The 20,728-nt window shown below is 67.0% G+C and carries 23 protein-coding genes; 5 read left to right on the forward strand and 18 right to left on the reverse strand.

Annotated features, from left to right (window positions below):
- Positions 1–106: 106 nt before the first annotated feature.
- From IOC61_RS08680 to cobT, 8 genes are read right to left on the reverse strand one after another with little or no spacing between them, the layout of a single operon-like run.
- The gene (locus IOC61_RS08680; protein WP_195688439.1) at positions 107–538 is read right to left on the reverse strand and encodes a bifunctional adenosylcobinamide kinase/adenosylcobinamide-phosphate guanylyltransferase; all 432 of its coding nucleotides are present in this window, start codon (positions 536–538) and stop codon (positions 107–109) included.
- Positions 493–1,119 carry a histidine phosphatase family protein gene (locus IOC61_RS08685; RefSeq protein ID WP_195688440.1) on the reverse strand — a complete coding sequence of 209 codons (627 nt, stop codon included), beginning with the start codon at positions 1,117–1,119 and terminating at the stop codon, positions 493–495. The genes IOC61_RS08680 and IOC61_RS08685 overlap by 46 nt, the downstream gene beginning before the upstream one ends.
- Positions 1,071–1,826, reverse strand: coding sequence for an adenosylcobinamide-GDP ribazoletransferase (locus IOC61_RS08690; protein ID WP_195688441.1), 756 nt, complete (start codon positions 1,824–1,826; stop codon positions 1,071–1,073). The genes IOC61_RS08685 and IOC61_RS08690 overlap by 49 nt, the downstream gene beginning before the upstream one ends.
- Positions 1,823–2,395 carry a bifunctional adenosylcobinamide kinase/adenosylcobinamide-phosphate guanylyltransferase gene (locus tag IOC61_RS08695; protein ID WP_195688442.1) on the reverse strand — a complete coding sequence of 191 codons (573 nt, stop codon included), beginning with the start codon at positions 2,393–2,395 and terminating at the stop codon, positions 1,823–1,825. The genes IOC61_RS08690 and IOC61_RS08695 overlap by 4 nt, the downstream gene beginning before the upstream one ends.
- A complete protein-coding gene (cobD, locus tag IOC61_RS08700) occupies positions 2,392–3,540 on the reverse strand; it encodes a threonine-phosphate decarboxylase CobD (RefSeq protein ID WP_195688443.1) in 1,149 nt (382 codons plus the stop codon). Before cobD ends, IOC61_RS08695 begins: the two co-directional genes overlap by 4 nt.
- Positions 3,537–4,514: an adenosylcobinamide-phosphate synthase CbiB gene (gene cbiB / locus IOC61_RS08705; RefSeq protein ID WP_195688444.1), complete on the reverse strand. Its 978-nt coding sequence runs from the start codon at positions 4,512–4,514 to the stop codon at positions 3,537–3,539. Before cbiB ends, cobD begins: the two co-directional genes overlap by 4 nt.
- Positions 4,507–5,214: an adenosylcobinamide amidohydrolase gene (locus tag IOC61_RS08710; protein WP_195688445.1), complete on the reverse strand. Its 708-nt coding sequence runs from the start codon at positions 5,212–5,214 to the stop codon at positions 4,507–4,509. The genes cbiB and IOC61_RS08710 overlap by 8 nt, the downstream gene beginning before the upstream one ends.
- Positions 5,211–6,263, reverse strand: coding sequence for a nicotinate-nucleotide--dimethylbenzimidazole phosphoribosyltransferase (gene cobT / locus IOC61_RS08715; RefSeq protein ID WP_195688446.1), 1,053 nt, complete (start codon positions 6,261–6,263; stop codon positions 5,211–5,213). The genes IOC61_RS08710 and cobT overlap by 4 nt, the downstream gene beginning before the upstream one ends.
- A gap of 144 nt (positions 6,264–6,407) precedes the next feature.
- On the opposite strand from cobT, the gene IOC61_RS08720 reads away from it, so the two are divergent.
- Positions 6,408–6,884 (forward strand): nucleoside deaminase, encoded by a 477-nt coding sequence (locus tag IOC61_RS08720; RefSeq protein WP_195688447.1) that lies wholly within the window; start codon positions 6,408–6,410, stop codon positions 6,882–6,884.
- A 6-nt stretch (positions 6,885–6,890) separates the two neighbouring features.
- On the opposite strand, the gene IOC61_RS08725 is transcribed toward IOC61_RS08720, so the two are convergent.
- The 5 genes from IOC61_RS08725 to IOC61_RS08745 form a co-directional block, all read right to left on the reverse strand.
- Positions 6,891–7,775: a glutathione S-transferase N-terminal domain-containing protein gene (locus IOC61_RS08725; RefSeq protein ID WP_195688448.1), complete on the reverse strand. Its 885-nt coding sequence runs from the start codon at positions 7,773–7,775 to the stop codon at positions 6,891–6,893.
- A gap of 166 nt (positions 7,776–7,941) precedes the next feature.
- Positions 7,942–9,768 (reverse strand): acyl-CoA dehydrogenase C-terminal domain-containing protein, encoded by a 1,827-nt coding sequence (locus IOC61_RS08730; RefSeq protein ID WP_195688449.1) that lies wholly within the window; start codon positions 9,766–9,768, stop codon positions 7,942–7,944.
- A gap of 333 nt (positions 9,769–10,101) precedes the next feature.
- Positions 10,102–10,869: an SDR family NAD(P)-dependent oxidoreductase gene (locus tag IOC61_RS08735; protein WP_195688450.1), complete on the reverse strand. Its 768-nt coding sequence runs from the start codon at positions 10,867–10,869 to the stop codon at positions 10,102–10,104.
- A gap of 14 nt (positions 10,870–10,883) precedes the next feature.
- Positions 10,884–12,548: an AMP-binding protein gene (locus IOC61_RS08740; RefSeq protein ID WP_195688451.1), complete on the reverse strand. Its 1,665-nt coding sequence runs from the start codon at positions 12,546–12,548 to the stop codon at positions 10,884–10,886.
- A gap of 168 nt (positions 12,549–12,716) precedes the next feature.
- Positions 12,717–13,292: a TetR/AcrR family transcriptional regulator gene (locus tag IOC61_RS08745; protein WP_195688452.1), complete on the reverse strand. Its 576-nt coding sequence runs from the start codon at positions 13,290–13,292 to the stop codon at positions 12,717–12,719.
- 173 nt (positions 13,293–13,465) lie between these two features.
- Here IOC61_RS08745 and IOC61_RS08750 point away from each other — a divergent pair, with 173 nt between their 5' ends.
- Complete coding sequence (locus IOC61_RS08750) at positions 13,466–14,653, forward strand: acetyl-CoA C-acyltransferase (RefSeq protein WP_195688453.1); 1,188 nt, start codon at positions 13,466–13,468, stop codon at positions 14,651–14,653.
- 17 nt (positions 14,654–14,670) lie between these two features.
- Here IOC61_RS08750 and IOC61_RS08755 read toward each other — a convergent pair whose 3' ends face one another.
- Both IOC61_RS08755 and IOC61_RS08760 read right to left on the reverse strand, forming a co-directional pair.
- A complete protein-coding gene (locus IOC61_RS08755; RefSeq protein WP_195688454.1) occupies positions 14,671–15,474 on the reverse strand; it encodes an ABC transporter permease in 804 nt (267 codons plus the stop codon).
- Positions 15,465–16,079, reverse strand: coding sequence for an ABC transporter ATP-binding protein (locus IOC61_RS08760; RefSeq protein ID WP_229333005.1), 615 nt, complete (start codon positions 16,077–16,079; stop codon positions 15,465–15,467). The genes IOC61_RS08755 and IOC61_RS08760 overlap by 10 nt, the downstream gene beginning before the upstream one ends.
- A gap of 227 nt (positions 16,080–16,306) precedes the next feature.
- Here IOC61_RS08760 and IOC61_RS08765 point away from each other — a divergent pair, with 227 nt between their 5' ends.
- Genes IOC61_RS08765 through IOC61_RS08775 form a run of 3 tightly spaced genes read left to right on the forward strand, consistent with a single transcriptional unit; the run spans position 16,307 to position 18,007 of the window.
- Complete coding sequence (locus IOC61_RS08765) at positions 16,307–16,465, forward strand: hypothetical protein (protein WP_195688455.1); 159 nt, start codon at positions 16,307–16,309, stop codon at positions 16,463–16,465.
- A 3-nt stretch (positions 16,466–16,468) separates the two neighbouring features.
- Positions 16,469–16,753: a CC/Se motif family (seleno)protein gene (locus IOC61_RS08770; RefSeq protein WP_195688456.1), complete on the forward strand. Its 285-nt coding sequence runs from the start codon at positions 16,469–16,471 to the stop codon at positions 16,751–16,753.
- Between the two features lie 39 nt (positions 16,754–16,792).
- The gene (locus tag IOC61_RS08775) at positions 16,793–18,007 is read left to right on the forward strand and encodes an MFS transporter (RefSeq protein ID WP_195688457.1); all 1,215 of its coding nucleotides are present in this window, start codon (positions 16,793–16,795) and stop codon (positions 18,005–18,007) included.
- Here the strand turns inward: IOC61_RS08775 and IOC61_RS08780 are convergent, their stop codons facing one another.
- Genes IOC61_RS08780 through IOC61_RS08790 form a run of 3 tightly spaced genes read right to left on the reverse strand, consistent with a single transcriptional unit; the run spans position 18,008 to position 20,675 of the window.
- Positions 18,008–18,358 carry a metalloregulator ArsR/SmtB family transcription factor gene (locus IOC61_RS08780; protein WP_195688458.1) on the reverse strand — a complete coding sequence of 117 codons (351 nt, stop codon included), beginning with the start codon at positions 18,356–18,358 and terminating at the stop codon, positions 18,008–18,010.
- 54 nt (positions 18,359–18,412) lie between these two features.
- Positions 18,413–19,639, reverse strand: a complete 1,227-nt coding sequence (gene arsJ / locus IOC61_RS08785) for an organoarsenical effux MFS transporter ArsJ (RefSeq protein ID WP_195688459.1) — start codon at positions 19,637–19,639, stop codon at positions 18,413–18,415.
- Complete coding sequence (locus tag IOC61_RS08790) at positions 19,632–20,675, reverse strand: ArsJ-associated glyceraldehyde-3-phosphate dehydrogenase (RefSeq protein WP_195688460.1); 1,044 nt, start codon at positions 20,673–20,675, stop codon at positions 19,632–19,634. Before IOC61_RS08790 ends, arsJ begins: the two co-directional genes overlap by 8 nt.
- Between the last annotated feature and the right edge of the window lie 53 nt (positions 20,676–20,728).

A 20,728-nucleotide genomic window follows, 5' to 3' on the forward strand; every position in this document is an offset into this window, starting at 1 on the left:
GCCCATGGAGGGGTTCATAGCGCCCCCTCGTAGGTTTGTCGCCAGATCAGCCCCGAGCTATCGAGCAGCCAAGCTATCTGCGATAGCCCTGCTACACATTGGGCAGCTACTGAGCAAGATCCAGTCGTCTGGCCAGCCCATGGCGCACATACCACACCGCCGAGCAGCGTGACGCGACCTCCTGGACCAGCCAGCCATTGAGATCCCGCAGCCGGCGAGCTTCGGGCGCCATCGGCACGATGCCGCGCCCCATCTCGTCGAGAATCAGTACAACCTCCAGCCCCCGGGTCTCCTGCGCCGCCAGTGCCTCCAGCATGGCACGCCAGCTTGCCCGTACGCCGTCGTCATCAACCTCGGCCTGGGCGGCGGTAAGCCAGCCGGCCCAGCCTGTGACCACCAGGGTCGCACCTTCAGGCAGGTCGCCGAGCCAGTCCGCCACACCCTCCCCCGGGTTCAGCCGCTCCCAGTGCGCCGCCGGAAAGCGCTTGCTGACTAGTTCGCGTCGCCCTGAACAGGCACCGCCGATGAAGCACTGCATCTCCAGCCTCCCTCCTGGTGGGTAAACGTGAAATGACGCCCCTGGGCCTGGCCCACCACGCCCTCCCAGAAGTCGACGGCCTCCAGACGACGGCGCAGCTCGCGAATCACGCCACCGTGGCTTACCGCCAACACGCACTGTCGTTCACCTGACTGTGCAAGCACACCCTCCAGCCAGGCAGAGAGCCTGCCCCAGAGTGCATCGGCCGACTCACCGCCGGGGGGTGCCTGCATGCCGGCGCTATCGATCCAGGCCCGATAGTGCGGATCGTCCTTGAGCTCGTCCCAGGTGCGGCCTTCGTACTCGCCGAAGTCGAGTTCGCGCAGGCGCGGGTCAAACAGCGCCGAGGCGTCGCGGCCCGGCTGAACATGGGCCAGCGTCTGTCGGCAGCGGGCCAGGTCACTGCAGTGGATGGCATCGAACTCGATGCCCGCCAGATGCTCGCGCAACCACTCCATGCCTGGCACGGCATCGGGCAGCAGCAGCGGAATGTCGCGCTGCCCCTGGTAGCGTCGTTCGAGATTCCAGCGCGTCACGCCATGCCGAACCACCACCAGCTCCAGGCGGCGAGCAGCAGCCATAGTTCTCCTCCCTCGATGGCGGCACCCACGATATCGCCGTTGATGCCGGAAAAGGCCCTGACCATGAACAGGCCATAGAGGCATAGAAAGAGCAGCAGAGCCCCCAGCAGCCAGGCGCCGCCGGGCACGAAGCCGAAGATGGCCAGCAACGGCAGCAGCGACAGCGCCAGGTCGCGATGCCCCAGGTGTTGCCGCCAGGTCCAGGCCAACCCTTCCCGCCGTGCCAGGGGCGCCAGGCGCAACAGCACCAGGGCGCCGAAGCGCGCCAGGGCCGGCAGTGCCACCCATAGCCAGGGGCTGACCCCGGCGTCGAGCAGCGCCCACAGCAGTACCCCCTTCCAGGCCAGCAGGAAGACGAGGGCGAGAATGGCGAAGCTGCCCACCTGACTATCCTTCATGATCGCCCAGCGCCGCTCCAGGGGCGCATTGCTGCCCAGTGCATCGGCCAGATCCATGACCCCATCGAGGTGTAGCCCCCCGCTGAGGGCCACCCACAGGCTGAGCAGGGTCAGCGTCAGCAGCGGGGTGGGAAGCCCCATCCCGAGAGCGGCCACGACCGCCAGGGCGGCGCCGATCAGCAGACCCACCAGGGGATAGCAGCGCAACGCCCAGCGACAGGTGCCGGCATGCCACGGGCAGGCAACAGGCAGAGGAATTCGAGTCAGAAACTGCAGGGCCAGCACCAGCCCATGGAGGGCCTCCTTCATCGTCTCGCCCCCGCGCGGCAATCCCCTGCAGCCTGGCCGTCGGTGGCCTTCCACTCGAGCGCCATGCCGGCCACCACCTCGATCACCCGGTCCGCCTCTCGCGCCAGCCGGCGATGCAGTCGCTGGAGAAAGGCCAGGTAGCGCCAGGTCTCGGCATCGGCTGGCGGCAGCGCTTCGTTGAGGTCGTTGGAGACCACCACCAGGGCGATATCGCGCATGCGGGCCCTCTCGACCACCCGGGCCAGCATCGCCTCCCCGTCGGTCTCCGGGCCGCCACCGGCATAGAGCCACTGGCTGGCCCAGAGGGTCAGGCAATCCAGCAGCACGCTATCTCCCGCGGCCACCTCGGCAAGGGCCGTGTCCAGCGCCAGGGGCGCCTCCAGGGTGCGCCAACCGGTGCCACGCTCGTGACGATGGCGCGCGATTCGCGCGGCCATCTCGGCATCCGTGGCCTGGGCCGTGGCAAGATAGACGAGCTCGCCACCGCGGGATTGATGCAAGGCGCCGGCCAGCGCCTCGGCATGGCGACTCTTGCCGGAGCGCGCCCCACCACCGACGAAGGCGATCACGGCGCGCCCTCCTCGGCTTCCCGCAACACCTCGGCCAGGGCCGCCAGCAGGCGCTGATTGGCCGTGGCATCGCCCAGGGCCAGACGCAACCAGCCGCCGTCGAGGCCCGGGAAGGATTCGGTATGACGCACCAGCACACCGCGGCGCAGCAGCGCCGGTAGCAGTTGGCGCGTCGCCTCGCGCCCCCCGGGGTGACGCACCAGGAAGAAGTTGGCCCGGCTGGGGATCACCTCCAGGCCCAGGGCAGCGAGACCCGCCTGCAGCCGTGGCCGCTCGGTGGCGAGCCACGCCTCGGTGCGACCGGCGAAGTCGCGGTCGGCGAGCAGCGGTGCCACCAGTGCCGCCGCCAGGCCATTGACGCTCCAGGCGGGCTGACAGCCGGCGGCAAGTCGCACCGTCTCGCGGTCGGCCAGCAGATAGCCCAGGCGCAATCCGGGCAGGGTAAAGTGCTTGGTCAACGAGCGCAGCAGGATCAGGTGTTCGAAGCGGGTCAGCAGAGGCGTCAAGGCCTCCTCTCCCGTCGACCTTCCCTCCGCGTTGCCCACGAAATCGATAAAGGCCTCGTCCACCACCACGCGACAGCCACGCTCCGCGGTGAGTTCGAGCAGCCGCTGCATCCACGCTCGCGGCACCAGGGTGCCGGTGGGGTTGTTGGGTCGGCACAGGAAGAGCAGCCGCGCCTCGCCCAGGGCGGCGACCACCGCCTCCGGGTCGAGGCGAAAGTCCGGTGGCTCGAGAGTCAGGCGAGTGACTGGCAGGCCATGGGCCGCGCAGGCTCGTGCATACTCGGCGAAGGTGGGCTCGACGATGGCCACGGGAGTGCCAGGGAACTCCCGGGCATGGAGGGCAACGGCCAGAAAGACCGCCTCGGCCCCACCGTTGGTCAGCAGTATCTGCTCGGGTGCCACTCTATCGTGGACGGCGATCGACTCACGCGCCTCGCGATAGTCGGGATCGGGATAGCGGGCCAGTGCCTCACCCTCCCCCTGCAGACGAGCCGACACCCAGTCGGGGAGCCAGGCCGGCGGCCCCAGGGGATTGAGATTGGCGCTGGCATCCAGCACCGGCGTGTCGTCGGCCAGCCCGAAGCGAGCCAGCAAGGGCGCCGCCTGACCGCCGTGGAGCGGCCACTCCTTCGAACTCATGTCAGCACCTCCTTCAGCAGGATGACAAGGGCCAGCAACGCCAGAAAGACGACCCAACCGCCATGCATCAAGCGAACCGCCGCCGGGATATGCCGGGCACCGAGAGCCTCATGGGGGAAGCCGAGCCGAACCCGCTCGGAGAGTTCACCGAGGTAGTGGTTGTTGCCACCGAGCTGCACGCCCAGCAGATGGGCCACCATGGCCTCGGGCCAGCCGCTGTTGGGGCTAAGGTGGAGCGGCGCTTCCCGGCGGGTGGCGACCAGCGCTCCCCGGGTCCGCCACCCAGCGCTCAGCCGCGCGCCGAGCCATAGCGTCAGGGCGGTCAGGCGTGCCGGCAACCAGTTGGCCAGATCGTCGAGCCGGGCCGAGGCCCAGCCAAAGTCGAGATAGCGCGCGCTGCGATGGCCCACCATGGAGTCGAGGGTGTTGATCGCCTTGTAGGCCAGCGCCAGAGGCGCACCGCCCAGCAGGGCAAAGAACAGCGGAGAAGTAATGCCATCCACGCTGTTCTCGGCCACGGTTTCCACCGTGCCACGGGCGATGTCGGCCTCATCCAGTTCGGCGGTATCGCGCCCGACGATCATGGAGAGTGCCCGACGAGCGCCGGGCAGATCGCCACCCGTCAGGGGCGCCGCGACGGCGAGGGCGGCGTCGCGCAGGCCCTTGATCGCCAGACAGCTGGCCAGCAGCCACCCCTCGGCGAGCCAGCCCAGCCAGGGGTGAACGCGTGCCAGTAGCGTAATGGCCGACCAGGCCAGTCCCCCGCTGCCCAGTACCACCAGCGCCGTCATCAAGGCCCCCTTGCGCCGGCGGCTCAACGGGCTGCCATGGTTCCAGGCGCCTTCCAGGCGAGCGATCACCTGCCCCATGCCCACCACCGGATGCGGCAGGCGACGCGGGTCACCGATCAGCAGGTCGATTCCCACGGCGGCCAGCACCAGGCCGAGCAGCGCAAGCGATAGCGGCTCAGCCATGGGACACCGCCCGTTCCTCGGCGTCTCGCCGCCACTCCCGGGAGGCGAGCAGCGACTCTCGAGTGGCCCGATATATCGCCTTGCCCAGCTCGCGTCCCAGACGCGTACCGGACCCGGCATAGGGAGTCACCGCGCCCTGCCGGGTCGCGGCGATCGCCAGGCAGTCGGTGGAGGTACCACTGGCCGGCGTGCCGCTGTGGGGATCACGCACCTCCAGCGATTGAAGGGCGCGTACCTTGGCTTCGCTGGCAGACAGGCAGGCGTTGACCATGGCACTGTCACTGAGGCACCCATCGATAAGCACCAGGGTGTTGATGGTGCCCACCGGTCGAGGGTCGCCAGCCAGGGGGGCGGTGATATCCACGGCATTGCCTGCCCCCGCGGTCACCGCCACCACTACTCCCTCCCCTTCCATCACCGCCAGATATTCGAGTCGCACCGCGGTCATCATGGCCAGGCTCCCCTCCAGCGGGATACCGCGTGCCGTCAGCCACCTCGCCAGATCCCCGGCCGGGTCGTGGCCAGCGTAGTCCTTGTTCACATGAAAGTTGCAGAAATGGTGACGCCAGCCGAAGCCGCCACCCACCAGGGCGCTGCTCAGCGTCCAGAGTGGCTGCGGGCTGGCAAGGTGCACGCACCCCTTATCGACGGCCAGGGTCAGCCCCGGCCCAAAGGCGAGCTGGGAAGTCTCCGGCGTCATGACCCAGCGCCGATCCCGGCATCATCGAAGGTGGCCATCTCCGACAGCAGGCGACACGCCGAGTCCAGCAGCGGAAAGGCCAGGGCGGCGCCGGTGCCTTCGCCGAGGCGCAGCCCGAAGTCGAGCAACGGTCGGGCATCGAGGGCCTTCAGCGCCTGTTCATGTCCCGGCTCCTGGGAGCGGTGACCGAAGATCAGATACTCTCGCAGGCCGGGGCAGAGCCGACGGGCCACCAGCGCCGCCACGGTGGCGATAAAGCCATCCACCAGCAGCGGCAGGCGCTGTTCGGCACCGCCCAGAAAGGCCCCTGCCATGGCGGCAATCTCCAGCCCCCCCACCGCGGCCAGAGCCCCCAGCGGGTCGTTTCGATCCGGCCGACGTGCCGCCAGGGCGCGCTCGATCACCGAGCGCTTATGGGCCACACCGCTGGCATCGAGACCGGTACCGTTTCCAACCAGCCCCGCCACAGGACCGCCGGTCAGCACGGCCAGCAAGGCACTGCTCGCCGTGGTATTGGCGATGCCCATCTCGCCGATGACCAGGCACCGACAGCCAGCCGCGGCGGCACGCTTGGCGGCGCGCGCCCCTGCCGCCATGGCCTGCAGGGCTTCGCCCCGCGTCATGGCGTCATTTTCCAGCATGTTAGCGGTGCCGAGACGAACCTTCTCGTTCACCAGTCGCGGATGACGGGCTACCTCCTCGGGCAAGGGAGTGACCACCCCCACATCGATGACCTCAAGGTGCGCCGCGTGCTGCTTGGCGAAAACATTGATGGCGGCCCCACCGGCGGTGAAGTTGGCCACCATCTGCGCGGTCACCTCCTGGGGAAAGGCCGATACCCCCTCGGCGGCCACCCCGTGGTCGGCGGCAAACACCAGCATGGCGGGCGGCGTAACCTGGGGGAGCGGCTGCCCCTGAATGGCCGCCAACTCCACGGCCAGACGCTCCAGGCGCCCCAGGCTCCCCGGCGGCTTGGTGAGTCGGTCGAGACGTCGCACGGCACGCTCCGCGGCGATGCTGTCGAGCTGAGGAAGACGGTCGGGGATCATGTTGAGCGAGCCACTCCTGGCAGAGGCATCCGATCTGGGCCGGCCATCTTACCAGAACGCCAGCCATGGGCGACGCTCTGGGGGGAGTGCAAATCGCGGCGAGGCTTCCTATGCTGGAGGCCCTTTCACCACTGGAGACCTGACATGATCGATGCCACCGATATGGTTCATCTGGAGCGCTGCGTGGCGCTGGCGGAGAAAGGACTGGAAGCGGGTGACGAGCCCTTCGGCTCGGTGCTGGTGAATGCAGAAGGCGAGGTGCTGGCCGAGGACCACAACCATGTGGCCGGCGGCGACGCCACCCAGCACCCCGAGTTCTTCCTGGCCCGCTGGGCGGCGGAGCACCTCACACCCGAGCAGCGCGCCGGGGCGACCGTCTATACCTCCGGCGAGCACTGCCCCATGTGCGCGGCGGCCCATGGCTGGGTCGGCCTCGGGCGCATCGTCTACGCCAGCTCTTCCGAGCAGCTGATCGGCTGGCTCAGGGAGATGGGCGTTGCGCCGGCGCCGGTGGCGCCACTGCCCATCGAGCAGGTGGTGCCGGACGCCGTGGTCGAGGGGCCGGTACCGGCCTTCGCCGAGCGGATCCGCTCTCTGCATCGCCGGTTGCACGGTGCCTGAGGGAAGTCAGGCGCCACCGGCCAGTACCCGCTCGATAAAGGCCTCGCAGCGCCGTTGGGCCGGTCGCTCGCGCAAGCCATCCCAGTAGGCCTCGAACTCGGGGCGGCGAGGGAGTGTACCGAAGTGCATGCCCCAGCCGATGTGCGAGCCCACATAGACATCCGCCGCGCTGAAGGCGTCGCCGGCGATAAAGGGCTTGCCCGCCACGGCTCCAGCCAGGGTATCCACCAGCGTGTAATAGTCGCCGCAGCCCAGGCGCATCGCCTGCTCCGGGCTGGGTGTGACGCCCAGGTCGTTGAGGGCGATGGCGCTCTCCAGGGGGCCGGCGGCAAGAAACAGCCAGCGGTAGTAGTCGCCGCGCGCGGCGGGCGGCGGGGCCAGCCCCGCCTCGGGGAAGGCATCGGCCAGATAGGCGCAGATCGCCGCGGCCTCGGTCACCACGGTGTCGCCGTGACAGATGGCGGGCACCTTGCCCAGCGGATTGATGGCGAGGTACTCCGGGGACTTCATGGCGCTGCCGTACTCCAGCGTGACCGTGCGGTAGTTGATGTCGAGCTCCTCCAGCATCCAGTGCACGATGCCGCCACGCGACAGCGGGTTGGTATAGAAGACCAGTGCGTCGGCCGGCGCCTGGGGTGAGGCCCCTTCACCCTGCCCGACCACCTGGGGTTCCTGCAGGGCCGGTGGTGGCAGCACCACCTCAGAGGGCAATAGATAGCCCTGGCCGGGTTCGTTGACCACTTCGACCCCCACCGCGCGCAGCACGGCAACCTCCTGGTAGAGGGTACGCAGCGAGATACCCAGGGCCTCGGCAAGGGCGGGGCCAGGCATCGGCTCCTGGCGATGGCGCAGAAGGCGAATGAGCGTCTGCAATCGAGTGGAACGGGTCATGCTGGCCTCCCGGCACCTTGGCGCGCGTCGATACGACGTGTATGTCACGCATGATGCCTGCCCAGCCTCGCCGGCACCAGCAGTCCCAACAGGAAAGGTTCATCACAAGAAAGGCGGCGAGGTTGCCCTCGCCGCCCATCGATCGTTTTGCCAGGGAAATCTGGCGTCAGATCTCGAAGCCGAGCCCGAAATCTTCGGCGCTGATGGCCATCAGCGGCTCGGCCCCAGCCTCGAGCGCGCCCTTGTGGGCGCGGGTGCGCGGCAGCAGGCGCTGATAGAAGAAGCGCGCGGTATCCAGCTTGGCCCGGTAGAAGGCGGCCTCGTCGGTGCCCTCGGCAAGTGCGGCGCGAGCCTGCCGGGCGGCACGAGCGAACAGGTAGGCCAGGGTCACGTAGCCCGAATACATCAGATAGTCGACGCTGGCCGCCCCCACCTCCTCGCGATCGGTCATTGCCTTCATGCCGATCGCCATGGTCATCTCGCCCCACTCCCGGTTGAGCTTGGCCAGCGGGCGGACGAACTCGGCGAGCTCGCTGTTGCCCTCCTCGGCCTGGCAGAACTTGTGGATCTCCCTGGTAAAGGCCTTGAGATTCTCGCCCTGGCTCATCAGCACCTTGCGACCCAGCAGGTCGAGGGCCTGGATACCGGTCGTGCCCTCATAGAGGCGAGTGATGCGCGCATCGCGCACCAGCTGCTCCATGCCCCACTCCTGAATGAAACCGTGCCCACCGAAGACCTGCACGCCTTCGTTGGTCGCCTCGAAGCCCACCTCGGTAAGGAACGCCTTGACGATGGGCGTCAGCAGGCCCAGCAGGGTCTCGGCCCGCGCCTTCTCGTCGGCATCGGTGCCCTGCTCGACGATATCGATCATCTGGGCGGTATACAGCACCAGCATCCGGCCACCCTCGGCGAAGGCCTTCTGGGTCAGCAGCATGCGCCGCACATCCGGATGAACGATGACCGGGTCGGCGACCTTGTCGGGCGCCTTGGCACCGGAGAGTGCACGCATCTGCAGGCGATCGCGCGCATAGGCCAGCGAGTTCTGGAAGCTGGCCTCGGTGAGGCCCAGCCCCTGGATGCCGACCCCGATGCGGGCAGCGTTCATCATGGTGAACATGCAGGCCAGGCCCTTGTTGGGTGCCCCGACCAGAAAGCCCTTCGCCGAGTCGAAGTTCATCACGCAGGTCGCGTTGCCGTGGATACCCATCTTGTGTTCCAGGGAGCCACAAGTGACGCCGTTGCGCTCACCGGGGTTGCCGTCGCTATCGGGCAGGTGCTCATTCGGTAAATACTTCGGCACCACAAACAGCGAGATGCCCCTGGAGCCCTCCGGCGCGTCGGGCAGCTTGGCCAGCACCAGATGGACGATATTCTCGGCCAGGTCATGCTCACCGGCGGAGATAAAGATCTTGGTGCCCGTCACCGCGTAGCTGCCATCGTCATTGGGCATCGCACGGGTCTTGATCAGGCCCAGATCGGTGCCACAGTGAGGCTCGGTCAGGCACATGGTACCGGTCCAGGTGCCCTCCACCAGCTTGGTGAGATAGGTGGCCTGCTGCTCCTCGGTTCCGTGATGACGCAGCGCGTCGGCGGCGCCATGGGAGAGCCCCGGGTACATGCCCCAGGCCAGGTTGGTGGAGCAGACCATCTCGTTGAGCACCATGGCCAGCGAGTGAGGCAGCCCCTGACCACCATGGGCGGGGTCGGCGGCCAGGCTCGGCCAGCCACCCTCGACATACTGGGCGTAGGCCTCCTTGAACCCCCTGGGGGCCTTCACCTCGCCACCCTCCAGCAGGCAGCCCTCGCGGTCGCCACTCTGGTTCAGCGGCAGCAACACCTCGCGTGAGAAGCGCGCCCCCTCCTCCAGGATGGCGGCGACCACGTCGGGCGTCGCCTCTTCCCCACCGGGCAGTCGAGCATAGTGGCCCGGGTAGTCCAGCATCTCATCCATCACGAAACGAAGGTCACGCAGGGGGGCCTGATAGTCGGGCATCTCGAACTCTCCAATTCTTCGGTTGACCGCCACTCGGTAAACCACAAGAGTGGCGCCAGCTGTCGATTGCAGGAAGGCAACGGCAACCATTTTCAAACATGTGTTTGAAAGTAGCCGCCACACGACCGAGAGTCAAGCGTTCGTTTGAAAGCTCGAGCGGTACGGGCTCTGCTGCCCTCCACTGAACACACCCCAAAAGAGAGAACGCCCCAAAAAAAGAACACACCCCGAAGGTTGGATCGAGTGTCCAGCCTTCGGGGTGCTGTTCAACGACACCGCGGGCATTTTCTTAAAGCTGACAGCTTACGGCTTACAGCTCCCGGCGACACCGGGTCACTGCATGCGAATCCCGCCGTCGAGGCGAATCACCTCGCCATTGAGCATGGTATTGGTGATGATCTGCTCGGCCATGCGGGCAAACTCCTCGGGCCGGCCGAGGCGCTTGGGGAAGGGCACGGCGGCCGCCAGGGCCTGGGCGGCCTCATCGGGGATCTCGCTCATCATGGGAGTCTCGAAGACACCCGGGGCGATGGCCATGACCCTGACACCGTGGCGCGAGAGTTCGCGCGCTGCCGGAAGACTCATGCCTACCACCCCGGCCTTGGAGGCGCTGTAGGCGCACTGCCCCACCTGACCGTCGAAGGCGGCGATGGAGGCGGTATTGATGATTACCCCACGCTCGCCATCCTCGCCCGGTGCATTCTTCGACATGGCGGCGGCGGCCAGGCGCATCACGTTGAAGGTTCCCACCAGGTTGATCTGGATCGCACGGTTATAGGCTTCCAGGTCGGCAGGGTTGCCCTCACGGTCGACCAGCTTGCCCACACTGACGACACCGGCACAGTGCACAACTCCCGCAAGACCGCCCTCACTACCGAGTTCGACGGCGGCATCCACCGCGGCCTGGATCTCCTCTCCCGAGGTGACATCGCCACGCACCGCCCGGGCCGCTTTTCCCAGGCGCTCGGCATGGTCATTCACGGCATCGCTCAGGTCACAGAGCACCACGCGGCCACCGGCGGCCACCAGGCGCTCGGCGGTGGCCGCACCCAGCCCGGAGGCGGCCCCGGTAATCAGGAAGGTACTGTCTTTGATCTGCATAGGAACTCCTCGAATTACTCGCCTGCGGCCTTGTCGACGGCATCGGCACGCAGCTTGAAGCGTTGGATCTTGCCACTCGGCGTCTTGGGCAGCTCATCCACGAACTCGACCACCCGCGGGAAGGCGTGGGTCGAGAGGCGCTCGCGGACCTGCTGACGGATCTCGTCGGCCAGGGCGTCGCTCGGTTCAAAATTATCGCGAAGCACCACATAGGACTTGATGACCTCGCCGCGGATCTCGTCAGGCTGGCCCACGGCGGCCGATTCGGCCACCGCCGGGTGCGTCATGACACTATTCTCGACATCGGTCGGCCCAACCCGATAGCCGGCGGTGGTGATGATATCGTCATCGCGGCCGGCGAACTGGAAGGTGCCATCCTCGTTGCGGACCACCACGTCACCGGTCAGGTAGTACCCCTCGGCGAAGGGGTGCTTCTCCTGCCAGGTGTAACCGGGGAAGAAGAAGGCCGGAGAGTTCTCGATATCCACCGCCAGCACCCCGGGTTCGCCCGGTGGCAGCTCGTTGTACTCGGCATCGAGGATCGCCAGGCGATAGCCGGGCATGGGTACCCCCATGCCCCCGGCATGCTTGGGATGCTCGAGGGCCTGATGGTTGTTGCAGGTCATGCCGGTTTCGGTCTGACCGTAGTGGTCGGTCACCGGGCACCCCAGGGAGCGCTCCACCCAGTTCACCACTTCGGTATTGAGCGGCTCGCCGGCAGAGCTGGCCGCGCGTAGCTTGAGAGTCTGATGGGCATCGTCGAACAGGCCGGAGGCCTTCATCAGGCGATAGGCGGTGGGGGCAGCGGCAAAGTTGGTGAGGCGGTGACGACGCATGAAGGCCAGTGCGCCCTCGGCCGTAAAGCCTGCCTCACAGAAATGCGTGGTCACACCCAGCAGCAGCGGCCCGGTGATGGCGTAGTAGAGGCCGTAGGCCCATCCCGGATCGGCCATGTTCCAGAAGCGGTCGCTGTCGCGCAGGCCGACGGCCAGCTCCATATAGAGCGCGAAGGCCGGCATCGCGGCGAGCGGGACGGCCACGCCCTTGGGCTTGCCCACGGTGCCGGAGGTAAACATCTGCAGGAAGGGAGCCTCGCGGTCCAGACGCGGCGGCTGGGTCGCGACCGGTGCATGAGCCAGCGCCTGATGCCAGTCGAGATCGTCGGCATGCTCGCCGCTGGGGCCTCCCACCGCCAGCACCGGCGGGCACTGGCTCAAGCCATCGAACTTATAGCGATTGGGGTGATCGGTGATCACCAGCTTGGTATCGGCGCGCCCCAGCCGGTAGTCGACGGAGTCGGGGCCGAAGGCGGTGAAGAGTGGCTGATAGACGGCACCGATCCGCCAGGTGGCCAGTATGGCCACCAGCAGCTGGGGCGAGCGTGGCAGCATGCAGGCGATGCGGTCCCCCACGCCGAGGCCACGCTCGGCGAACCAGCCGGCGAGCCTGGCGCTTTCGGCCTCGAGCTCGGCGTAGGTCATCCGGTTGACGTTGCCCTGAGTGTCCTCATGGACCAGGGCCAGCACATCGCCCCGCCCGGCTCGCAGGTGGCGACCACAGCAGGACTCGAAGGCGTTGAACTTGCCATCCCGGTGGTCGTCCAGGCGGGCGATGACGTCATCGATGGAGAATCGCTCCAGGTAGTCACGGTAGTTGGGCAGGCGGGCTTGCGTGCTCATGGGCTGTCCTCATGGTTTGTTTTGTGATTGTTATGGTTAGCAGTTAACGTAAGCGTAAACCTAACAAGCGCTAGGTCTAACCTAGCGAGTCGGACCGCACAGAACAAGGGCAGGAGCAGAGAGAAGCGCCTAGACGATGGTCGAGGCGGCGCCGAATAGGCGCCGGATTCAAGGAGTTGAGGCTGAGCGCGTGATCATGGCCACCAGCTCATCGGCCAGTTCGTCGGGGGTACGCGTGCCTTCCGGGTCATACCAGCGTACCGTCCAGTTGAGCGCCCCCATCACGAAACGGGAGACCAGGAAGCGATCACCGTGGACCAGGCCTTCGGCCAGCGCCTCGTCGATCACCTCTTCCCACAACGCCTCGTAGGCGTCGCGCAGGTGGCTCAGATGGGCACGCGCCTCGGTGTCGAGTCGGCGCCACTCGTAGAGCGCAACCACATGGGCATTGCGATCGGTGAGCAGGGTCTCGAGGTGGGCACGCGCCATGGCATGCAAGCGTGCCGAGGCACTGCTGTCACAGCGGGCAAGGGCGTCTCGAGCGATGATCAGGGCATTCTCGGTACCCTCTTCGATCACCGCAGCCAGGATCTCCTGCTTGTCGCGGAAATGGTGGAAGAGGCTACCGGACTTGATGCCCATCTCCTGGGCCAGCATACGCACCGTGGTACGATCGAAGCCCTCCTGGACGAACAACTGGGCGGCCAGGCGGGTCAACTCCTTGCGGCGTGGGGACGCATTCATTACATTCATCGGCATTCACACTAGCGCTTGCTTGGTTGAATGTGAGAGAACCACAGCCCCGCCAGTCGGTCAACGTGACACAGGGCAACTACAACCATAACGACCATCACAGCCATAACGACCATTACAACGCGGCCCCATCGGGTACCGCTCTCCACATCGGGAGAACCATCATGAGCCACTCCAACGATATCGTCTTCCTCTCCGCCGCTCGCACCCCCATGGGCGGCATGCTCGGCAGCCTCTCCAGCCTCACCGCCCCCGAGCTCGGCGCCGTGGCCATCCGCGCCGCCATCGAACGTGCCGGCATCGACGCCGAGAGCATCGATGAGGGCATCATGGGGTGCGTGCTGCCGGCCGGCGTCAAGCAGGGGCCCGCACGCCAGGCCATGCGCCAGGCGGGCATTCCAGATGCCATCGGAGCCACCACCATCAACAAGCTGTGTGGCTCGGGCATGAAGGCCACCATGCTGGCCCATGACCTGATTCGTGCGGGTAGCGCCGAGGTCGCCCTGGCCGGCGGCATGGAGTCCATGTCCAACGCCCCCCATGTACTGCCCAAGGCCCGCGCCGGGTATCGCCTGGGGCATGGCGAGCTGAAGGATCACATGTTCCTCGACGGCCTCGAGGATGCCGAGACCGGCAAGCTGATGGGCGTGTTCGCCCAGGATATCGCCACTCAGCGCGACTACAGCCGCGAGCGCCTCGACGACTTCGCCATCGCCTCGCTGGAACGTGCCATGGAGGCGACCAACGCCGGCCACCTGGATGCCGAGATGGCACCGGTCACCGTCACCAGCCGCAAGGGCGAGAGCGTGGTCAACCACGATGAGCAACCCTTCCAGGCCAAGCTCGACAAGATCCGTTCGCTGCGCCCCGCCTTCGCCAAGGAGGGCACCATCACCGCGGCCAACGCCAGTTCCATCTCCGATGGCGCATCGGCCTTGATCCTGGCAAGCGGTGCCGCCGCCGAGCGGCTCGGCGCCAAGCCTCTGGCACGCATGCTGGGCCACAGCACCCACTCCCAGCACCCCAGCGAGTTCACCATCGCCCCGGTGGGCGCCATCGACAAGCTATTGAAGAAGCTCGACTGGAGCGTGGACGACGTCGACCTGTTCGAGATCAACGAGGCCTTCGCCGTGGTCACCCTGCTGGCCATGGACGGACTCGATATCCCCCATGACAAGGTCAACGTCTTCGGCGGTGCCTGCGCCCAGGGCCACCCCATCGGCTCCACCGGCTCGCGTATCATCGCGACCCTGATCCACGCCCTGCGCACCAAGGGTGGCAAGCGCGGCATCGCCAGCCTTTGCATCGGCGGCGGTGAAGCCACGGCGGTGGCCGTCGAGCTGATCGATTAAGAGCAAGCGGGGGCCAGCTATCCCCTGGGGCGAGACAGGCGATCCAGGCGCAGTCGCTGGCGGTCATCGAACAGCCGTCGACTTCCCGCTGCCACCGCGGCCAGGGTGCCGAAGCCGGTACCCAGGGTGATGGTGAACATGATAAGAATCTGATACTTAACCGCCAGCCCCGGCGACGTGCCGGCCAGTATCTGGCCGGTCATCATCCCCGGCAGGCTGACCACCCCGGCGGCGGCCATGGCGTTGATCATCGGCATCAGGCCGCTGCGCATCGCCTCGCGGCGAATATCGCCGACCGCCTGCTGCCAAGGCTCACCGAGCATCAGGCGGTTCTCGATCGCGGCTCGCTGGCGCCAGGCGGTGTCGGTGAGCCGGTCCATCGCCAGGGCCACGCCGGTCATGGTGTTGCCGAGCATCATGCCCAGCAGCGGGATGGCATACTGGGGGCGATACCAGGGCTCCGGGCCGATGATCAGGGTCAGCGTCAGCACGGTGACGCTGAACGACGACAGGAACATCGCCACGGTGCCGATACCGAAGGCCCAGCCGCCGAGCAGACGACGCCGCTGGCGCGCCATCACCTCGCGTCCGGCGATCAGCAGCATGGCGAGCGCCATCAGTGCCACCCAGTACAGGCGTGCCGAGGCGAACAGCGCCTCGAGCACCAGACCAATCAGCGCCAGCTGGATCACCGTGCGCGACGCGGCGATGAGCAGGCTGCGTCCCATCCCCAGCCTGGCAACAGCGGTGCAGCCGGCCAGCGCCACCACCATCAAGGCCGCCAGGGCCAGCTGCCACCAGGCAAGCGCAATCACATCCATGCCGCCACCTCTATCAGCTCGCTGCCCGCGATGCGCCAGTGGCGTTGTGCCACCCGGGCGATCTGGTCAGGGTTGTGGGCGACCCAGATCACCGGCCAGCCCCGCTCCCGGATGCGCTGGGACAACCAGGTCTCGATCCGTCGGGTGGTGGCGTCGTCCAGATTGGCGGTGGGCTCATCGAGCAGCAGGGCTGCCGGCTCACGGCTGATCGCCCGCAACAGTGCCAGGCGCTGCTTCTCTCCGGAGGAGAGCCGCGCCACCTGCCAGTCCAGCACTTCTGGGGTAAACCCCAACGCCTCCAGGTCCGTGTCACTGGGTCGGGGCATATGCTCGCCCACCCGCTCCGCCCACCACTGACTCTCCGCGGGTACCAGCATGACCTTCGCTCGCCACGCATGCGCCGGCAGTGATGACTGGGCAATATCGCCCAACCATACCTGGCCACCATGTGGCTCAAGATCAGCCACGGCACGCAGCAGGCGGCTCTTGCCCGAACCGCTGGGGCCGGAAAGGCAGTGAACCTCGCCAGCATGGATGGTCAGGCTTGCATCGGCGAGCTCACCCACCGCGAGCCGCTCCAGGCTCAGGGCATCGATAGTCGACAAGACAGTCTCCAGGCAACAACACGGCAACCTTATTGAGAATATATGGAAAAATCATATATTGTCGGCACGGACATCTTCGAACTCATCGACCCGCCTTATCGGAAACAGCGTGATCAGCTCGCCGAGTAACGACCTGCCCGGTCTCGAACGCTACTCCGAACGCAAGGAGTCGGCCGAGCAGCCAGCCAACCGTGTCAACCAGCGCGCCATCTGACAGGAGTCACGCCATGGCTACACATCAGTCAGCACGGCCCCCTGATACCTCGGAGGGCATGGGGCTCTTCGAGCGTTTTCTCTCGGTATGGGTGGCGCTGGTGCGCATCGCCAATACCACCCGATCCCGCTTCCCGGCCGCCACACCGGCCGGCGACGCCACGAGGAGCTGACCCATGGCCATCGAGTTCAGTGCGCGCGCCCGGACCTGGCTGCAAGACCGCGGCAGCATCGTCACGGTGCGCCTCGCGCCACGCCACGGCTGCTGCGGCAGCCTGGCCAGTCTCGCCGTGGCGGACGCCGCTGCCCCCGCGACGCCACAGCGCTATCGTTGCCTCGACCACGAGGGGATCACACTCTATATTGCCCCGGAGCTGGCCGACGAGGGGCTGCGTGTCGACCTCGAGGGGTGGGGCCCCTTCCGTCATCTCTACGTGGACGGCGCGCCCCTGGCCAGGTAACCCCCTTGCATCGCGGCGCCCTCCGGTGAGGATCAGACAATGACGGCGACCCTCCTGCGGCGCTTCCCGCTGCTTATCATCGTGCTGGCCCAGCTGTTCGGTACCTCGCTATGGTTCTCCGTCAACGGCGTGGGACACTCCCTGTCGCGCGATCTGGGCCTCTCCGAGACGGGCCTGGGTCACCTGACCCTAGCCGTGCAGACAGGCTTTATCGCCGGAACGCTGTTAATCGCCACCACCGGCCTGGCCGACCGCTTCCGCGCCAGCCGACTCTTCGCCGTCTCCAGCCTTGCCGGCGCCCTGGCCAATGCCGGCTTCGTGCTGGTAGCCGACCATCTGCCCCTGGCGCTTACCTTGCGCCTGCTGACCGGGCTGTGCCTCGCCGGCATTTACCCGCTGGGCATGAAGCTGGTGATCGGCTGGACCCCGAAGCACACCGGGGCGGCCCTGGCCTGGCTGGTGGGCATGCTGACCCTGGGCACCGCCCTGCCCCACCTGCTGCGCGGCATCACCATCGGCCTGCCCTGGGAGTGGCCGCTGCTGGGGGCCTCACTGCTGGCACTAATCGGCGGCGGCCTGATCCGGCGCCTTGGCGACGGTCCTCATCTGCCCCCTTCGAGCGGCAGTGCAAGACTGACCGAGGGGCTGGCGGCCCTTGGCGAGGGGCGGTTTCGCGCCGTGGCCGGAGGCTACTTCGGACACTGCTGGGAGCTCTATGCACTGTGGACGCTGGTGCCCTTCCTGGTCGCCAGGGAGGTGGCACGTCTCGACGCCTCCCTCGCCTGGGTTCCCTGGCTGTCGTTTGGCATCATCGCCTTGGGGCTTTGCGGCTGTGTGGGCGGCGGAGAGCTGAGCCGAAGGCTCGGCAGCCTGTGGGTGGCACGCTGGGCGCTGATTGTCTCGGGGCTGATCTGCCTGGCCTACCCGCTGATGACCTGGCTACCGCCCTGGCTGCTGCTGGGGCTACTGGCCCTGTGGGGCCTCAGCGTGATCGCCGATTCGCCGCAGTTCTCGGCCCTGGCCGCGGCCAGTGCCCCTCGCGAACGGGTCGGCTCGACCCTGGCAGTCATGAACACCGTGGGTTTCGCGCTCACCATTCCCGCCATCTCACTGACCACCTCGCTATGGTCTCTTCAAGGAGCCTGGGTGGTGTGGTGGCTGCTGCCGGGGCCGCTGCTGGGCCTCTGGGCCATGCGACGCCTGACCGAACAGCAGGCGTCTCCCGTCATCGATGCCGAGAGACGCCAAGACTGATCAGCACAGTGCCGCTCGCCGCTCCGGGCGATTGCCCATGTGCGCCAGGCGCTCCTGCAGGGTGACAAGGGCGCCTGCGTGCCCCTCGGCCGCGGCCTCCAGCGCGGCCGCCGCCCAGCCGGGCAGTGCCGGTGCCAGGCCGTAGTAGACCCACTGGCCCTCGCGGCGATCGTTGAGCAGTCCGCAGTGGCGCAGCTGGGCGAGATGACGGGAGACCTTGGGTTGCGAGGCCTCCAGGGCATGGGTCATCTCGCAGACACACAGCTCCCCCTCGCGCAGGACCAGCAGGGTGAGCATCAGGCGCGTCTCGTCACTCAGGCACTTGAACAGGCGCAGCGGGTCCAGCGTCATCGAGAATTCCTTGTCGAGGCTCTCGGCCATTCTACGCCACGGCCCGGGCCAGGTTCAGGCCCGGGCCTCCCTGGGCAGGGCCAGGGCCATCAGGGCGCTGGCCACCACCAGGGCCGCCGAGATCCACAGGCAGGCGGCCAGGCCATGGGTTTGGTAGACCCAGCCGGAGAGCAGGGTGCCGGCGAGGCGCCCCATGGCATTGGCCATGTAGTAGAAGCCCACGTCCATGGAGACGCCATCGGCGCGCGCATAGTGGACGATCAGGTAGCTGTGCCAGCTGGAGTTCACGGCGAACAGTACGCCGAAGGCCAGCAGGCCCGTCACCAGCGCGCCCACCTCGGCCAGTGGCAACAGCGCCAGCAGGGCCGGAAGCCCGGCTAGGGCTAGAGCCCAGAAGACCGTAACGCCTCGCGCCCCGCCCTTGACCAGGCCGGTCAGCCGTGGCGCCTGGGTCTGAACCCCGCCATAGCCGATGACCCATATCGCCAGCAGACCGCCCACCGTCCAGTGACTCCAGCCGTGCTGCTCGAAGAGAAACACCGGCAGGGCCACCACGAACCAGACATCCCGGGAGGCAAACAGGCAGAGCCGGGCCGCCGAGAGCACATTGACGGCCCTTGAGGAGGAGAACACCTCGCGGAACTTCGGCTTGCGCGTCTGGCGGCCCAGATCGGCGGTAAGCCGCCAGAGTGACAGCACCAGCACCCCGCAGAGCATCAGCGCCATCACCAGCACCGCGGCTCGAAAACCGATCAGCGCCAGCAGTGCACCGCCCAGGAAGAAGCCGGCACCCTTCAGCGCATTCTTGGAGCCGGTAAGGATCGCCACCCAGCGGTAGAGGGCACTACCGGCGCCGACGCTATCCCCGGGCACCAGCACCCTGACCGCGCTCTTGGCGCTCATCTTGTTGAGATCCTTGGCGACTCCCGAGAGCGCCTGGGCCGTCATCACCCAGGGCACGCTTAGCGCCGTGGCCGGCACCAGCAGCATGGCCAGGGCCAGGATCTGCAGGCCGAGTCCCAGGTTCATGGTGCGATTGAGCCCCAGCCGGGCGCCCAGCCAGCCCCCCACCAGGTTGGTGACCACGCCGAAGGCCTCGTAGAAGAGGAACAGCATGGCCACTTCCAGCGGCGAGTAGCCCAACTGGTGGAAATGGAGCACCACCAGCATGCGCAGCGCGCCATCGGTCAGGGTGAAGGCCCAGTAGTTACCGGTGATCAACAGGTACTGACGCACCTCGAAGGGCAGTGCCCTGACGCGAGAGGCGAGGGAATCAGCCACGTCCCATCCGCTGGGCGCCTACCCTGAGGACCAGCTCTGCGGTGCGATTGACGTAGCCCCACTCGTTGTCGTACCAGGCGTAGAGCTTGAGCTGGGTGCCGTTGATGACCAGGGTCGAGAGTGCATCGATGATCGAGCTGCGGGGGTCGGTGCGGTAGTCGATGGAGACCAGCGGGCGCCTTTCAAAGCCCAGAATGCCGGCAAGTTCCCCCTCGGCGGCGGCCTCCAGCGCCGCATTGACCTCCTCCGCGCTGACCTCTCGCTCGAGCTCAAACACCATGTCGGTGAGCGAGGCATTGGCCAGCGGCACACGCACCGCATGGCCGTTCAGCTTGCCCTCGAGTTCGGGGAAGATGGCGGTGATCGCCTTGGCCGAACCGGTGGTGGTGGGAATCAGGCTCATGCCGCAGGCTCGCGAGCGGCGCAGGTCGGGGCTGCTCGGCGAGCTGGGGGTATCGAGGATGACCTGAGTATTGGTGATATCGTGCACCGTGGTCATCGAGCCGTGACGAATGCCGAAGGTCTCGTGGACCACCTTGACCACCGGTGCCAGACAGTTGGTGGTACAGCTCGCCGCGGTGACGATGCGATGGGCATCGGGATCGTACTGGTGATCATTGACGCCCACCACCACATTGAGCACCCCCTCCGCCTTGACCGGCGCGCTGACCACCACCCGCTCGACGCCCTGGTCGAGATAGGCCTGCAGGGCCTTCTCGGTCCTGAGCCTGCCGGAACACTCGATGACCACCCGACAGCTCGACCAGTCGCCCTCTTCCGGCGCCTTGCTGGCACCGAAGGTCATCCGTCGGCCGTCGATCACCAGCGCCTCGGATTCCGCCTGGATCCCCTGCCCCGGCGACCACTGACCATGGACCGAATCGAACTCCAGCAGATGGGCGAAGGTCGCGGCGTCACCGCCCGGGTCGTTGAGGTGGACAAGCTCCACCTCACCGGCCTCCACGCGGGGCCAGAGACTGCGCAGCACCAGGCGACCGATGCGCCCGAAGCCGTTGATGCCGATTCGTAGGGTCATGATGCTCTCTCGCCGGAGGAAATCGATATCTGGAATTCCATATATATACCGCC

Source organism: Halomonas sp. KAO, from assembly GCF_015595025.1.
Classification (GTDB): Bacteria; Pseudomonadota; Gammaproteobacteria; order Pseudomonadales; family Halomonadaceae; genus Halomonas.

What these genes read in the sequence shown, in the direction of transcription:
- IOC61_RS08680 (WP_195688439.1), bottom strand. Translation starts at nt 538, where the DNA reads ATGCAGTGCTTCATCGGCGGTGCCTGTTCAGGGCGACGCGAACTAGTC.
- IOC61_RS08735 (WP_195688450.1), bottom strand. Translation starts at nt 10,869, where the DNA reads ATGCAGATCAAAGACAGTACCTTCCTGATTACCGGGGCCGCCTCCGGG.
- IOC61_RS08725 (WP_195688448.1), bottom strand. Translation starts at nt 7,775, where the DNA reads ATGACCCGTTCCACTCGATTGCAGACGCTCATTCGCCTTCTGCGCCAT.
- IOC61_RS08780 (WP_195688458.1), bottom strand. Translation starts at nt 18,358, where the DNA reads ATGACGCTGGACCCGCTGCGCCTGTTCAAGTGCCTGAGTGACGAGACG.
- IOC61_RS08790 (WP_195688460.1), bottom strand. Translation starts at nt 20,675, where the DNA reads ATGACCCTACGAATCGGCATCAACGGCTTCGGGCGCATCGGTCGCCTG.
- IOC61_RS08740 (WP_195688451.1), bottom strand. Translation starts at nt 12,548, where the DNA reads ATGAGCACGCAAGCCCGCCTGCCCAACTACCGTGACTACCTGGAGCGA.
- cbiB (WP_195688444.1), bottom strand. Translation starts at nt 4,514, where the DNA reads ATGGCTGAGCCGCTATCGCTTGCGCTGCTCGGCCTGGTGCTGGCCGCC.
- IOC61_RS08720 (WP_195688447.1), top strand. Translation starts at nt 6,408, where the DNA reads ATGATCGATGCCACCGATATGGTTCATCTGGAGCGCTGCGTGGCGCTG.
- IOC61_RS08710 (WP_195688445.1), bottom strand. Translation starts at nt 5,214, where the DNA reads ATGACGCCGGAGACTTCCCAGCTCGCCTTTGGGCCGGGGCTGACCCTG.
- IOC61_RS08775 (WP_195688457.1), top strand. Translation starts at nt 16,793, where the DNA reads ATGACGGCGACCCTCCTGCGGCGCTTCCCGCTGCTTATCATCGTGCTG.
- IOC61_RS08755 (WP_195688454.1), bottom strand. Translation starts at nt 15,474, where the DNA reads ATGGATGTGATTGCGCTTGCCTGGTGGCAGCTGGCCCTGGCGGCCTTG.
- IOC61_RS08770 (WP_195688456.1), top strand. Translation starts at nt 16,469, where the DNA reads ATGGCCATCGAGTTCAGTGCGCGCGCCCGGACCTGGCTGCAAGACCGC.
- IOC61_RS08745 (WP_195688452.1), bottom strand. Translation starts at nt 13,292, where the DNA reads ATGAATGCGTCCCCACGCCGCAAGGAGTTGACCCGCCTGGCCGCCCAG.
- cobD (WP_195688443.1), bottom strand. Translation starts at nt 3,540, where the DNA reads ATGAGTTCGAAGGAGTGGCCGCTCCACGGCGGTCAGGCGGCGCCCTTG.
- IOC61_RS08750 (WP_195688453.1), top strand. Translation starts at nt 13,466, where the DNA reads ATGAGCCACTCCAACGATATCGTCTTCCTCTCCGCCGCTCGCACCCCC.
- IOC61_RS08730 (WP_195688449.1), bottom strand. Translation starts at nt 9,768, where the DNA reads ATGCCCGACTATCAGGCCCCCCTGCGTGACCTTCGTTTCGTGATGGAT.
- IOC61_RS08685 (WP_195688440.1), bottom strand. Translation starts at nt 1,119, where the DNA reads ATGGCTGCTGCTCGCCGCCTGGAGCTGGTGGTGGTTCGGCATGGCGTG.
- IOC61_RS08690 (WP_195688441.1), bottom strand. Translation starts at nt 1,826, where the DNA reads ATGAAGGAGGCCCTCCATGGGCTGGTGCTGGCCCTGCAGTTTCTGACT.
- cobT (WP_195688446.1), bottom strand. Translation starts at nt 6,263, where the DNA reads ATGATCCCCGACCGTCTTCCTCAGCTCGACAGCATCGCCGCGGAGCGT.
- IOC61_RS08765 (WP_195688455.1), top strand. Translation starts at nt 16,307, where the DNA reads ATGGCTACACATCAGTCAGCACGGCCCCCTGATACCTCGGAGGGCATG.